Annotated in this window: 12 protein-coding genes; 11 read left to right on the top strand and 1 reads right to left on the bottom strand. The window is 29.3% G+C overall.

The window, feature by feature from the left end:
* Positions 1–369 precede the first annotated feature (369 nt).
* The 7 genes from BR82_RS0112680 (at position 370) to BR82_RS16455 (ending at position 8585) form a co-directional block, all read left to right on the top strand.
* On the top strand, positions 370–2388 hold the full coding sequence (locus tag BR82_RS0112680) for a type IV secretory system conjugative DNA transfer family protein (protein ID WP_027090488.1): 2019 nt from the start codon (positions 370–372) through the stop codon (positions 2386–2388).
* A gap of 13 nt (positions 2389–2401) precedes the next feature.
* The gene (locus BR82_RS0112675) at positions 2402–3826 is read left to right on the top strand and encodes a pentapeptide repeat-containing protein (RefSeq protein WP_027090487.1); all 1425 of its coding nucleotides are present in this window, start codon (positions 2402–2404) and stop codon (positions 3824–3826) included.
* Positions 3827–3828: 2 nt separating this feature from the next.
* Positions 3829–4914, top strand: coding sequence for an immunoglobulin-like domain-containing protein (locus tag BR82_RS0112670; protein ID WP_161635139.1), 1086 nt, complete (start codon positions 3829–3831; stop codon positions 4912–4914).
* Positions 4915–4932: 18 nt separating this feature from the next.
* Positions 4933–5559: a hypothetical protein gene (locus BR82_RS0112665; protein ID WP_027090485.1), complete on the top strand. Its 627-nt coding sequence runs from the start codon at positions 4933–4935 to the stop codon at positions 5557–5559.
* 221 nt (positions 5560–5780) lie between these two features.
* Positions 5781–6515 (top strand): tyrosine-type recombinase/integrase, encoded by a 735-nt coding sequence (locus BR82_RS0112660; RefSeq protein WP_161635138.1) that lies wholly within the window; start codon positions 5781–5783, stop codon positions 6513–6515.
* Positions 6509–6838: a site-specific integrase gene (locus BR82_RS0112655; RefSeq protein WP_027090483.1), complete on the top strand. Its 330-nt coding sequence runs from the start codon at positions 6509–6511 to the stop codon at positions 6836–6838. Before BR82_RS0112660 ends, BR82_RS0112655 begins: the two co-directional genes overlap by 7 nt.
* Before the next feature lie 475 nt (positions 6839–7313).
* Positions 7314–8585, top strand: a complete 1272-nt coding sequence (locus BR82_RS16455) for a YdcF family protein (RefSeq protein ID WP_027090482.1) — start codon at positions 7314–7316, stop codon at positions 8583–8585.
* 226 nt (positions 8586–8811) lie between these two features.
* On the opposite strand, the gene BR82_RS0112645 is transcribed toward BR82_RS16455, so the two are convergent.
* Entirely contained in the window at positions 8812–9675 is an 864-nt protein-coding gene (locus BR82_RS0112645) for a LysR family transcriptional regulator (RefSeq protein WP_027090481.1), read from the bottom strand.
* A gap of 106 nt (positions 9676–9781) precedes the next feature.
* Here BR82_RS0112645 and BR82_RS0112640 point away from each other — a divergent pair, with 106 nt between their 5' ends.
* From BR82_RS0112640 to BR82_RS0112625, 4 genes are all read left to right on the top strand, one after another.
* Entirely contained in the window at positions 9782–10378 is a 597-nt protein-coding gene (locus tag BR82_RS0112640) for a chromate transporter (protein ID WP_027090480.1), read from the top strand.
* Positions 10375–10944 (top strand): chromate transporter, encoded by a 570-nt coding sequence (locus BR82_RS0112635; protein ID WP_027090479.1) that lies wholly within the window; start codon positions 10375–10377, stop codon positions 10942–10944. The genes BR82_RS0112640 and BR82_RS0112635 overlap by 4 nt, the downstream gene beginning before the upstream one ends.
* A gap of 329 nt (positions 10945–11273) precedes the next feature.
* The gene (locus BR82_RS0112630; RefSeq protein WP_240474561.1) at positions 11274–12377 is read left to right on the top strand and encodes a hypothetical protein; all 1104 of its coding nucleotides are present in this window, start codon (positions 11274–11276) and stop codon (positions 12375–12377) included.
* 184 nt (positions 12378–12561) lie between these two features.
* The coding region (locus BR82_RS0112625) for a thioester domain-containing protein (RefSeq protein ID WP_027090477.1) at positions 12562–13568 on the top strand (1007 nt) is incomplete at its 3' end.

The raw sequence follows: 13568 nt of genomic DNA, 5'->3' as shown, positions 1-13568 counted from the left end.
AATATTAATCATTTTTAAAAAGGCACTTGAAAAACATGCAAAATAACGAAACTCAAATGACTTGATATTGAGTATAAAATCCTGTATCATATAATTTGTATCATCAGTATCAACTGACGATTGAAAAGGGACAGTGTTAGAGGGTGAGAAGCTTTAACGGGCTGTTTCTTTTCTTTTTCCTTTCATAATATTGATCGATAGATATCATACACTATTCTGCAAATAAAAAACAGATTAAGGTTGATGCAGTGCAGTTTGAAACGGCATCTTTCTTAATCCGTTTGTTTTTTTTATTTGCAGTTTTTGTATTATTTTTTTTGTAGAGAATTTGCGGTTTAACACTTAATGAACAAGAGGGGAGGGAGTTTAATGAAAAAAATAGTCGTTAGCATTATTTCATTTGTATTAACCAAAGTAGTTGTTGATTTTATAGGTATGCAGTTAATTAAGTTATTTGTATTAAAGGATTTTGATTTTAAATATATTTTTGATTATAGTTTGTTATTCTTGGATGGTAACAGGCTTTTTTTATTATTATCTTTTTTTGCGTTTTTAGTATGGTTTGAAATTATTTACGGAATATTTTTTAGAGATGATGTCAAAAAAAGACGTCTTACAAAAAATGAACAGCTTAAATACGCTAAAATTGATAAAACAAGAGATGTAAAGAAATCTTTACTAAGAGTTGATTTTAATAAAACTGGACTGGTTGAACATAGAATGTCAAAACAAGCATTAAAAATCAAAATGACACCAATTATCAATAAAATAAATAACACCACAAAGGATATGCCTATTTTAAATAATACACAAAAGGTATTGATTCCTGCTCAATGTTGGAATATTGGTGATAAGAAATGTTATGTACGTGCTGGATTTCCAATTACAGGAAATAGGAAATGTATTTATGTTGATCCGGGTGATGTTCATAATTTAGTTATAGGTACTACTGGATCAGGAAAGACATGGACTTTTGTAAATGAATATTTAGAGTTGTGTGCTATGTGTGGAGAAAGTGTAGTCGTGAATGATCCTAAGGGAGAGCTCGCAAAACATACTTTGCAGAAATTTAAAGATAAAGGGTTCAAGACTGTTGTAATAAATTTTGTTGATCCTGAATTCAGCAACTGCTGGAATCCGTTTAAACTTGCATTTGATGAATGGAAAAAAGCAGATGAAATATATATAAAAAAATATGAAGAATGGAAAATTAAAAATAAAAATGGAATATTAGAGTATGAATTGCTTGGGCTAGATACAAAAGAAATTGAAAATAAATTAAGAAAACCCAAGCCAAATCATTCAAAAGCAATGGACTTATTAAGAGATGCCTGCAATACAATTTGTTTAGAGGAAAACCCTAAAGATCCAATCTGGACTGAAACAGCTAGGGATATGCTTGTTGGTTGCGGTGCTCTAATGTGCGAAGAGGGTAAGGTGGAGTACATGAATGCGACTTCATTCAAAAAAATTATTGAAATTGGAAAGAAACAGCTACCAGGTATAAGAAATTCTAAAACAATACTGAAAGCTTTTCTTAATTCGGAAAGAAGTATAACTGACTACAGTGTAAATTATCTGGAGGGGTATGTAGGATCAAGTGGAGATACATCGACTGGATTTGAATCTCAGTTTAACAACAAGCTGAGTATTTTGACAGCTAATGAAGATATCCAAAGAATAACAAGTCATAGCGACTTTGATTTTCGTCAAATTGGTAATGAAAAGACTGCTATTTTCTTGATTGTCCATGATGAAAAGAAAACATACTATCCTTTGGTTACACTGTTTATCAAACAACTATATGAAGTGCTGGTACGTACTGCGAGGGATGAAATTAATCTAAGATTAAAAGTACCTATTAATTTGATTTTAGATGAATTTGGTAATATGCCAGCATTACCTGATGTTGATGCAATGTTGACAGCTGCTAGATCACGTGGTATTAGACTAACAGCAATTATTCAAGGACTAGAACAACTGGAAAAACATTATGGAAAAATGGCGGAAACACTTAAAGGTAATTTTACAAATACAATTTATCTACTATCTGGTTCTGATAGCACGGTTGAAGAAATATCTAAAAAGGCAGGCAGTGAACGTGTTTGGAATAAGGATATGAGAAAATATGAAGATCAACGTATTTTTACACCGGAACGTCTTAAGGATTTTAAAATGGGAGAAATTTTGTTTCTTAGACAGAGACATAAGAATCCTTACTACACTAGGTTACTGCCGTATGATAAATACGTGTTTTTTGATAAGAGTAAGTTTTATTTGAATTTACCTATAGTTGAAAAGCCAGATGTAGAATTATTTAACATTGAATATGAATATCTAAAAAGACATGGTAAAGCAGATAAATTTGATAGAATAGTAAGAAGTTAAGGAGTAAATAAAAATGAGCTGGGATGAAAAAGAACAAGCTAAAAAAATTAGAGAAGAATATAATATAAGATATAATAATTATATGACTCTAAACCTGGAACAATTAAATCTATGTGAAGATAAAGAAACTAATGCAAGTGATTTTGAGTGTGAGTCAAGAACATTTGCTGACCGCATAATTGTAGGGAAAGATAGAAAAAGATTTGCGGTCAAGAATAGTTATTTTGAATACATTAATTTCAGAAAATTTGAATGTGAAGAGACAGTATTTATTAATTGTTTTTTCAAGGGAGTTAAATTTATAGATTGTGATGTAGCAAATATTAAATTTATTAATTGTAATTTTGATGACTTTGAGATTATAAGATCTAATTTTATTGGAAGTATATTTTCTGGGTGCTTATTTATTAGAAGCAGAGTTGAAGAAAGTACGTTGGATGAGAGTACATTTCCGCTTTCAAATTATTATGACATAGAAATTGATACAGATAAGAGCAAGCCTAATTATTCGACTGTCAAAGGAGTATTGGCTAGTGAACAAAAAGAGGTTAGCAGTATAGAAACAATTTTAAAATCAGATGAAGTTGTGCTGGTTGAAGTAGAAACTATTGAAAATAAGATATATAAGCATGAAACGATTGTTATTGAGGAATTAAAAAATAATAAATTTGTAAAATGTGAGTTTATCGAATGCGTATTTGAAAACGATAAAGAAACTGATAATTATATTAACGATTTATCAATTGAATTTTGGAATTCTAATTTTAAAAAATGTCTTTTTAATGCGACTTTTTTTAAGACTGTTTTTGATGGCTCTAACTTTTTAGAATGTAGATTTAAAGACAAGTATATAAGATGCAGTTTTTGTGATACTGTATGGAATAATAATATTCTTGAAGATACAGCAATTTTCAATTATTCGATGATTATTAATGCGGTATTGGATTTTGATTTTACATCTATACCAGAAAGAAATAGAAAAAATGTTGGAATAGGAACAACTGCAAATAGCAAAAATATTGTTAATAATCTATCAGAAAAAGAGAGACAAATTGAGCAGCTAAACAAAGATAATAATCTATTAAAGGAAGAGTTGGAAAAGTTAGATGGTAAAAAGAAAAATATAATTTCATTTGAAGAGTTTGATGATCAGCTATTGAATGAAGCATTTAGACTGATTATTGCACGTTGTCAGAGACCAGAGCCTGTCGAATTTGATTTATGGAATGAGATTAAGGCGCACATTGACAGTTTATCGGATTTGGATTTTATACAGTTTGTTAATAATATTAATAACTATAAGTTGTCATCAAATAATCATGTAGATGATGATAAGCAAGAAAAAAATACGGATAAGCCTGATAGCAACTATAGTCATGGGGACACTCAAGAAGAAAAGAAAGAAAAATTACCAGGTTTAGAAGATGGAGTGGTTTAATGATGACTAAGTTAGAAGATTTGAAACATCTTGCTTTTTCTCCGTTACAAATGAATGTTTTACGAAAGGCAGAAAAAGAAGGATTAAATCTTGAGTGGTTGGCTAATACAAATTTAGATTATCTTCAGATGGAAGAAATTTATTTATGCTTAAAATATGATGTAGATCCATCTTCAATATCTGACCCTGATATACCAGCTGAGTCAATGAGATCTTTGCGTGAACATTTATTTGAAATGCAAGGTGTTTATGAGGATGAAAGAATTAAAATTAATAAACAAAAAACAAAACTCACAATTTTAATTGTGGGTTTTGTTTTAGTGCTTTTTTCACTGACGGCAGTTGTATATATTAACAGGGATTATATATCATTGTACTTTGAAGATATTAACCTGACTTTAAAAGCGGATAAAGTTGAAATAGGGATGTCAAAATCTTTTAATCCTAGTGATTATATAAAAGAGTATGATAAAAGGTATGATTTAACGCTCCCAAAGAATACAAATTTTGAAACACCTGGGGAATATACGGTTATTTATAAACTTTCTAATGAAGTAAAATCCATAAAAAAGAGGTTAATTGTGAAAGTTATTGATGATATTGAACCAGTTTTAGTTTTAAATAAAACAAATTTAACATTAGAGTATGGTCAAAATATTAATCTTAAAGACTATATTGAAAAAGCAGAGGACAATATAGATGGAAATCTTGTACAAAAAGTTGATTATAATCAAATTGATACTTCTAAGCCTGGTAATCATGTTGTTACTTATAGTGTAAAAGATAAAGCAGGTAATCATGTTTCGGCAGAGATGAGTATCAATATAAATGAAAAGCTAAAAGTTACTGAAAAATCTACAAATAGTAATACAGAAAATAATGTTCCTACTAATAAATCTAATGATTCAAATAATTCAAAGTCAGGACAAGAAAATATTCCTTCACAATTTGATAAATTTTTTGCAGGTAATAGTATAGATGTGTATAATCAAGCGAATTCCTATGCTGAAGAGATTTTTAGTAGTGGTAAAGTAAAAGGATTTTCAGTGAATCCAACAGGTGAAGGGTTTCAAGTCAGTTTTTCATAATATGAGGAGGTAGGAAGAATGGCGTTGTTTGAAACGGTTAAAGACATTATGTTTGCAGAAATTATGGAAACCACATTAACAGAAATATCGAAGGAACTTCTGAGGGCTAATGAATTGAAAGAAAAGGAGTTAGCACTGAAAAGCAAAGAATTGGAGTTGCTAAATTCTGAAGAATTTAAATATAACCATATAGAAAGATATAAGCGTGCTTTTTTAGATGCGTGCAATCGTTTAGAAGAATTAGATGGGCTATTGTATGAAATGGATCAAACTGTTGAACCTATGTCTAAAGAGGAGTATAAAGAAGCAATATTGTCAAATATTCAAAATATGGATAAAAATCAATATGACTATGATAAAACAAAAGATTTTGAAGTATCAAGTAAAGAATTTATAGATTATATTAATCGGTTTGATTCAGCAAAATTGGAAGATAGAGATTACTATAAAAAAATTAATGAAAAATTTGGAGATAGCTTTATGTATTATGACATGGAAGAACAGCTTTATGTTTGTTACGACTTTTTATATGGCGATGCTGGTTTACCAAATATAGAAACAATAAAAGATAGAAAAATGGCCATAAAATGGCTTGAAGGAAAAATTGAGATGAATGAGGTTATACATAATTCCTGTATTAGATAATACTTTAAAAAAATTATGTGATTAGATTTTTGATAAATGTTAACATGTTCATGCAAAAAAGGAGGTGGAAATGAGCATGATTATGCTATACAATAAAAGTTTTTGAAATAGGAAGATAATTTATACTGAAACTGCTGTTCGCAGTTTTTTTGTAAAAGTTATTTAAATTCAAAGATAACAAAATCGATTAATTGATATTATTCTTAATGGGGGAGTTTATGATGAAAGACTTATTATTCAAAGAAATGATAGAACCATATTACTATAGCAAAAAAGGTACAGTTAGAAATTATACTTTGAAGACATATAGACAAAAGATTGACATACATATATTACCTTTTTTTGAAAATTTGGAGATTAAAAACATTGACAAAAAAGTAATTATTGATTGGCAAAACTGGATGTTGGACAGGGGACAAACAATTAAGAATACAAATAAAATAAGATCTATTCTATACAATATTATTGAATATTTTGTTGCTGAGGAGTTGATGGAAAATAATCCACTTAATAATGTAAAAAGGATGGTTGATAATTCACCAACTGAAGAAATGTTATTTTGGACATATGATGAGTTTAAGAAATTTATAAGAGCAGTAGACGAACCAGTGTATAGAAGATTTTATAAATTCTTATATTATACAGGTTGTCGAAAGAGCGAGGCAAAGGCACTGATATGGAAGCAGATTGATTTTAATAGACATGTTATTGCAATAACCCGGTCATTAGAACGTATAAATGATGATGGTACGCATATTGTAAACAAGCCTAAAAATAAGATGAATAGGCACATACTGATGAATAAAGAATTGGAAGATGAGCTTTATAGTTATTATTTAGATCGAAGAATGCATTTTGACTTTAGCATGAATGAATATGTATTTGGTATAGATAAGCCGCTCGCTGATACTACGATCGAGAAAAAAAGAACAAGTATTGCAATGATGCAATGGTAAAACAGATTAGAATTCATGATTTTAGGCATAGTAGTGCTTCGTTATGGATAAGTATTAATGAGAATGTTATGGTGATTAGCGAGCGATTAGGGCATAGGGATAGGAATCAGACATTAAATCGTTATGCACATCTTTTTCCTAATGCACAACAAAATGGTATAAAGAAAATAAATAGATTATCAAATATCTATGATGAAGCAGATATTAGGCTAGGTGCAATAGTTGTAGATTTTTTAGAAAAATTAGATAATATTGAAAATCCGAATCAGCAGGAGCAAGAATTCATAGACTCATTTAAGCAGCTGGTCTTTAAAAGTAAGTAAGTTAAAATTCAATTTGATAAATTTCATGTAAAAATGTATAATAAAGAAGAAAAAAGTTAAAAATAGTGTTGTGTATCGTTCTACACAATGGTATAATATAGTCAAGTTAGAGAACGAGGATATAAATAATGGGTGGAGTAAAATGAAAAGCTAGATTCCTGTCACCCGCACCATTTAGATATTAAAAGTATATGCGGAAGCGATGGGGATTGATTTCATCGCTTTTTTGCATTTTTATAAAAAAGAAAGTATTATTATAGTGATTAAATTCAAGATTAGTCAGATAACTAGGAATTTATAAGAAATAATAGAATCTATGTATAGTATAAATATTAAAGATTAAAAGTATAACTTTTGATATAGACGATAAGAATTGACAAATATAAAGATGCTTATTAGAATAATTATATAAGTTAAATATTTTACTTAAATTATGGTACGGTAATGATTATTTATATGAGAAAGGATTGGGAAAATGAAAAAAGTATTGAAAAGTGTTTTAGCAGTCTGTATTTCATTTGTTATGTTGTTTTCTGTGACGTCAAATATTTCAGCAGCGAATACTGCAACAGTTGCTGAACAAGATTTGATAAGCCAAATTTTAACATACTACTATAAATATACAGAAGGTGATTTTAATTCAGATAATGGATGGTCAGCCTCTGCTATTAATGCTGATATTGATATCGAAAGATGTTTATCAGAATTAAAAGAATTAAATCCAAACTTGGGGCAGGCATACAGTAATATTATTGAACGCTGGATATATGCTGATACAACAATGCCAATTAACAAAGATGTATTACCTGATGGATTACCAAACGATAATAGTTTATGTATTGTAACTTTAGGATTTCAATTAAATCAGGAAACAGGTGAAATGCAGCCAGAATTGATTGATCGGTTAAATGTTACATTGGCAAGTGCTCAAAAATATCCTAATGCATATATTGCTGTAACAGGTGGTGGAACTTCTCCTGCTGATCCAACTAAAACTGAGGGGGAAGAAATGGCGGCCTGGTTAATTGAACATGGTGTTGATGAAAATCGTATCATTGTTGAAAATAAAGCTCCAACCACTGTTGGTAATGCTACTAATACATTTGCATTATTAAAAGAAAGACCAGAAGTAAAATCAATTGCAATGATTTCATCAGCTTCTCATATTCAAAGAGCTGTTGCAATTTTTGAAACAGTTTTCCAATTAGAAGCATATAAAACTAATAGTGAAGCAATTACTATTTTAGATAATGCTAGTTGTCCTGTTAGTAGACAAGAGTCATTGGCTCAACAAGTTGCTGCAGTTGCTCAAGCAACCGAGTTTTGTTTGAATTCAAGTATTGAATTATCAGATTCAATTCAATTATCAAATCTTGATAGTCTTGAATTAAGTATTAATGAAGAATATGTTCAAGGTGCTAAAGTTGAACCAAAAGTTGTAGCAAGTTTTACAACTGCTGATGGTAAACAATTCCAAAGTGATGTTACTAAAAATGCTGTGATTGAAGGAATTGATACAAATAAATTAGGAAGACAAACGATAAAAGCTGAATATAGTTACAATAACGTAACTAAAGAGGTGGCTAAAGATATAACTATTAAAGCTGTTGTTGATACAACTGTAGATTCGTTACCAGAGAAAACACCATCAGTAGCGACTGGTGATGATATGATAATGAGTGGATTTGTTAGTTTAATGATGTTAACTGCTGGTGGTTATGTATATTTAAAAAGAAAAGAAAGTTAATTTTGATGACTTTAATAATACCGTACTAAAGTAAAAGTTTAATTTAAGAGGATACAGAAATAGGATTGATAATTATCAATCCTATCTTTTTGTTTATTTATTAAAATAATAGATGAAAATGAATTGTTTTAAATAGTAATTAAATGTTTAAAAATTAATATTTTTTCAATAATAATTAAGACAATTGAATAGATTTGATCTAAAAATAGATTTTATTGAAGAAAATTTAAGTAAGAGATTGAAATATTTTTTCATAAATATAATATTTTGGATCACCTTTTCGATATATAAAATAAAGTGGGTGTTGCAACTGATAATCTTTTATTTTAACATGTGCTAATTTTCCATTGCTTAATTCTTTTTTTACCACTCCTTCATATAAAAAAGTTACGGCTGAAGATTGTGAAATTAATTTTTTTATTAATAAAATACTACCAATCTCAATAACTGTTTGAAATGATTGTGGACTGACGTTTCTTTGCGATAACCATTTTTCAAGAATTTCTCTTGTTCCTGAATCTGGTTCTCTTAAAATAAGGGGATAATCTTGTAGTTGTTGTAGGGTAACTTCTTTGTTGGCAAGTGGATGTGTAGAAGCAACAATGGGAATAAATGATTCATTTTTATATAGTTTTGTTTCAAAGAAAGCTGTATCAAATATTCCTTCAACAAATGCACAGTCAATATCACCATTTTGTAATTTTTTTAAAAGATTTGTTGTGTTTTCAACTGTAATACGAATACGATCTTTGTCTATTAATAAATTTTTTATTAAAACTTGCGGCAGGTAATAATCGGCAATTGATAAAGAAGCTCCAATACATAAAGGTCTAACAGTATTTTTTAAAAGATGAAAAAAATGTTTTTCGTTAGCTTGCTGTAAACTTAAATATGTATATAGTCTTTTACCAGCACTTGTAATTTTAATTGTGTGTTGACTGCTATCAACCAGTTTACAATTATAATATATTTCTAGTTTATGAATATGTTGGGTTACAGCAGGTTGTGTCATATGTAAAATTTCAGCGGTTTTAGTATAACTTTTATATTTTACAACAGTTAAAAAAGTTTCAATCTTATGATCTAACATAGCATCTCTCCTTATATATAAATATTTGTTATATAGTATAATATATCATAATTTGTAATTATTAATAACTAGTGATAGCATGTTCTTGGAAAGAGGAGGTAATCTAATGAATAATAAAAGTGATCGTTCAACTTTGTGGCAGCTATTTTGTTCAATGTTTATGTTGAGTGCTTGTACATTTGGTGGAGGATTTGTTATTGTATCACTGATGAAAAAAGAATTTGTTGAGAAATTAAATTGGTTGCAGGAAGATGAGATGTTGGATGTTACAGCTATTGCTCAATCTTCACCAGGACCAATACCGGTTAATGCTTCGGTAATTATAGGTTATAGAATTAAAGGAATAATTGGGTCATTAACAGCAGTTTTAGGGACTATAATACCACCAATGGTTATTATATCCATTATCGCGATTTTTTATAAACAGTTTAGATCAAATGTTATCATTGCTATTGCATTGCAAGTTATGAGAGCTGGAGTTGCAGCAGTAATTTTTGATGTAGTTTTAAATTTAGCTAAAAATGTCTGTGCAACAAAAAGATTTATATATATATCTTTAATGATAATTTCATTTTTTTGTGCAGTTGTATTAGATATTAGTGCTATGTTGATTATTCTTGTTTGTTTAGGGATCGGGATAATTGATTTATGTTATGAATTAGTAAAAAAAGAAAAGAATGTTGGAGGGGATGATGTTAAATGATATTGTTAAAGTTATTTATTAGTTTTATCCAAGTTGGTCTATTTTCAGTTGGTGGCGGGTATGCTGCTATACCATTGATTCAAAATCAAATTGTTAATGTTCGGGCATTGATGTCAATGGCAGAGTTTACAGATTTAATTACTATTGCAGAAATGACACCTGGGCCAATTTCAATAAATTCAGCTACTTTTGTAGGAACGCGTTTAGCGGGACCTCTTGGTGCTCTTATATGTACACTTGGATGTATCATACCATCATTTTTTATTTGTCTTTTGTTAGCACATTTTTATTATAAATATCGCGATTTTAGCGGTGTTCAAAAAGTATTATCGGCTTTGAGACCTGCAGTAGTTGCTTTAGTTGCTTCAGCCGGATTATCTATTTTAATATTAGGATTGTTTAATTCAGATATGGCATCAATACATTTAAATCAATTCAGAGTTATAGAATTTGTTTTATTTGTGGGGGCGTTATTTTTGTTGAGAAGGTATAAAATGAATGCGATTTTAATTATTTTTGGAACAGGAATTATTGGTACTTTAATGTATTTACCTATAGTGCTTTAAAAAATATTATGCAATATATAGTTTTATCACATAAATCTCAAATTTGTCTCAAATTTGTCTCATTAAAATATAGATGATTTAAAAAAAATATACATATATTTTATTGTTTTGGTAAAAATATGGTTATATATTTGTTTAAATCTAAAAAAATTCTTAAATTAAAAAAATAAGGATTTGATTAATAGATATTTTGAAGAATTGACAAGGATAAAAAACAATGATAACATAAATATAGAGATTTAAGTGTGCGGTAGTCGCAAAAATGTACCACTGACTGGTACATTTTTATTTTCTCTAAATAAAATTTATATAAGAGGGGAATAAAAATGATGTTTAAGAAAATAATGAAGTTTAAAGAAGTTAAAGTAATTGTTTATATATTGATTATTTTAATATTGGCAATAGGGATTTTTTTATTAATTAAGCCAAAAGAAACATTGAAATTAAAGAAAGAGGAAGTAATTATTGAATATGGTCAAGCGATTTCAACTGATCCTAAAGATTATTTGAATTTTGATGAGGTAGACAGTAAGAAAAAAACAGAAATTTTAAAAAATACAAAACTTAAATCCAATATTAGTAATGAAGTTGAAATCATTACTAATGAAGATGGTTCGACAAGTGAAAAAGATAAAGGATATGCTAAAGCTGGTAACTATGAAATAACTTTAACTTATAAAAAAGAAAGTAAAACGGTAAAGATTAAAGTAAAAGATACAGTTGCTCCAGAACTAACAGTTCCTGAAAGGGTGGAAATAATCCAGGGTACTGATCTATCAACTTATGATTTTAAATCATTAATGATGGCAACTGATTTAGCACAGTTATCTGATTATACGATTGATACTGCTATGATTGATGTAAATGTACCTGGTGAGTATAGTGCAAAAGTTAGTATTGAAGATGCCAGTAAAAACAAAACCGAAAAAGAATTTAAGGTCATTGTTGTTGCATCTGTAGCTGATTCAAATGTAGAGATAACTAGTGAAGTTCAAACAGATCCAGTTACAGGGCAGAAAAAAACAGTTGTAACAACAAAACCAAAACAAAATACAACTACTAATGGTTCATCAAGTTCTAGTAGTTCAAATAGTAGTAATAGTTCTAATAAACCATCTAGTGGAAATACAAATAATTCATCAAGTGGTAGTAATTCAAGTTTTGGAGGAAGTAATAGTTCAGGAAATTCTTCTGGAAATAGTGGCGGAACTTCAACTGGAACAAATTCAGATAATACAAACAAGACTACAAAATATATAGAGGTTTTATGGTCTTATAAGATAGGTTCTAGAACGATGAATGAATCATGGGTTGGAAATGAAGATAAATGGTCAGAGAGTTTAGTTGATTTACCAGAAGGCGCTTATGAATATAGTGGTGTTAGTAAAAGATATATAACTTACGAAGAGTATAAATATATAATGGGATATTAGTAGAAGAACACTTCATTTTTGAAGTGTTTTTTATTTTTAGGAGGAGTAAAATAATGTTTGGGTGTAGAGATCCATGTTAAATAATATATAATAATTCATATTTATCACAAGGCAACAAGAAGGTTGCTTTTTTTAAGTAGAAGGGCATTTAATTTGTAAGAAAATTAAATGAAAGGTTAGACAAATGAAAAAAATAATACGAAATTGGAAACAGCTGATCATTGTTATGACAATGATTTTTAGTGTTATATTCACAAATTTAAGTACAGTTAGTGCTGATGGAGGTACAGCCAGTTTTACATGGGGTGAAGAGATCATGTATCCCAGCTGGCTTGGTAACTGGTCAACTAAAATGTGTTATGTTAATGGAAGTTTGGCATACTGTTTAGAAGCAAGTAAAAATACTCCGCCAGAGAATCTTAGTGCATCTTATGTAATCGATAATAATGAAGCGTTGCTTAAAGTTTTATATTATGGCTATGGTGGACCGGCTGATATTTTTAAAGATGATACAGTGTCGACAGATAAGGAAAAATATTTATTTACACATATCATGGCTAGTTATGCATATAGCGGTGATCTATATGGTGGCAATACCTGGGATTATTTGACTAGTATTGGTGTTGGTTTAAAAACGAGATATGATCAAATCCAGTCTATGCCAGTACCTTCAAATGAGCTTTATTTTAATGGTCAGGCAAACCCGATTTTTACTGCTTATTATGAAAGTGGAATTCAGCGTACTGAAAATATCACATTAAATACTAATGAATCAGCAGTTGTATATATTCCTTTGCAGGATGGAGTTGAACTGCATAATGTGACAAAAGGAACTGTTAGTGTTGGAACTGTTACTGTAAATGGCGGTGATACTTTTTATTTGAGTGCGCCAATGAAAGCATTAGATGATTATTCAAGTGGACAGTTAAGTGGTAAAGGATTATTGAAATATGCTCCTCTTGTTATTAGGGGTAATTCAACTTATCAATCAGAAGGTACGTTGTCAAGAATAGAAGACCCTGTATCTGTACAATTAAATGTAAGCTGGTTAAAAGTCGGTTCTTTAGAACTTACTAAAACTAACACTAATAAAGATTTGATCGATGGGGCTGTTTTTAATTTAAAATCAGTATCTTTTGATGGTTATGATGAAAATATTACAGTCACTGATGGTAAGATCAAAGTTGATAA

Source organism: Thomasclavelia saccharogumia DSM 17460, from assembly GCF_000686665.1.
GTDB classification, from domain to species: Bacteria; Bacillota_I; Bacilli_A; order Erysipelotrichales; family Coprobacillaceae; genus Thomasclavelia; species Thomasclavelia saccharogumia.
This window is presented reverse-complemented; position numbering and strand designations above follow the sequence as displayed.

What these genes read in the sequence shown, in the direction of transcription:
- BR82_RS0112675 (WP_027090487.1), top strand. Translation starts at nt 2,402, where the DNA reads ATGAGCTGGGATGAAAAAGAACAAGCTAAAAAAATTAGAGAAGAATAT.
- BR82_RS0112640 (WP_027090480.1), top strand. Translation starts at nt 9,782, where the DNA reads ATGAATAATAAAAGTGATCGTTCAACTTTGTGGCAGCTATTTTGTTCA.
- BR82_RS0112670 (WP_161635139.1), top strand. Translation starts at nt 3,829, where the DNA reads ATGACTAAGTTAGAAGATTTGAAACATCTTGCTTTTTCTCCGTTACAA.
- BR82_RS0112655 (WP_027090483.1), top strand. Translation starts at nt 6,509, where the DNA reads ATGGTAAAACAGATTAGAATTCATGATTTTAGGCATAGTAGTGCTTCG.
- BR82_RS0112645 (WP_027090481.1), bottom strand. Translation starts at nt 9,675, where the DNA reads ATGTTAGATCATAAGATTGAAACTTTTTTAACTGTTGTAAAATATAAA.
- BR82_RS16455 (WP_027090482.1), top strand. Translation starts at nt 7,314, where the DNA reads ATGAAAAAAGTATTGAAAAGTGTTTTAGCAGTCTGTATTTCATTTGTT.
- BR82_RS0112630 (WP_240474561.1), top strand. Translation starts at nt 11,274, where the DNA reads ATGTTTAAGAAAATAATGAAGTTTAAAGAAGTTAAAGTAATTGTTTAT.
- BR82_RS0112635 (WP_027090479.1), top strand. Translation starts at nt 10,375, where the DNA reads ATGATATTGTTAAAGTTATTTATTAGTTTTATCCAAGTTGGTCTATTT.
- BR82_RS0112660 (WP_161635138.1), top strand. Translation starts at nt 5,781, where the DNA reads ATGAAAGACTTATTATTCAAAGAAATGATAGAACCATATTACTATAGC.
- BR82_RS0112665 (WP_027090485.1), top strand. Translation starts at nt 4,933, where the DNA reads ATGGCGTTGTTTGAAACGGTTAAAGACATTATGTTTGCAGAAATTATG.
- BR82_RS0112680 (WP_027090488.1), top strand. Translation starts at nt 370, where the DNA reads ATGAAAAAAATAGTCGTTAGCATTATTTCATTTGTATTAACCAAAGTA.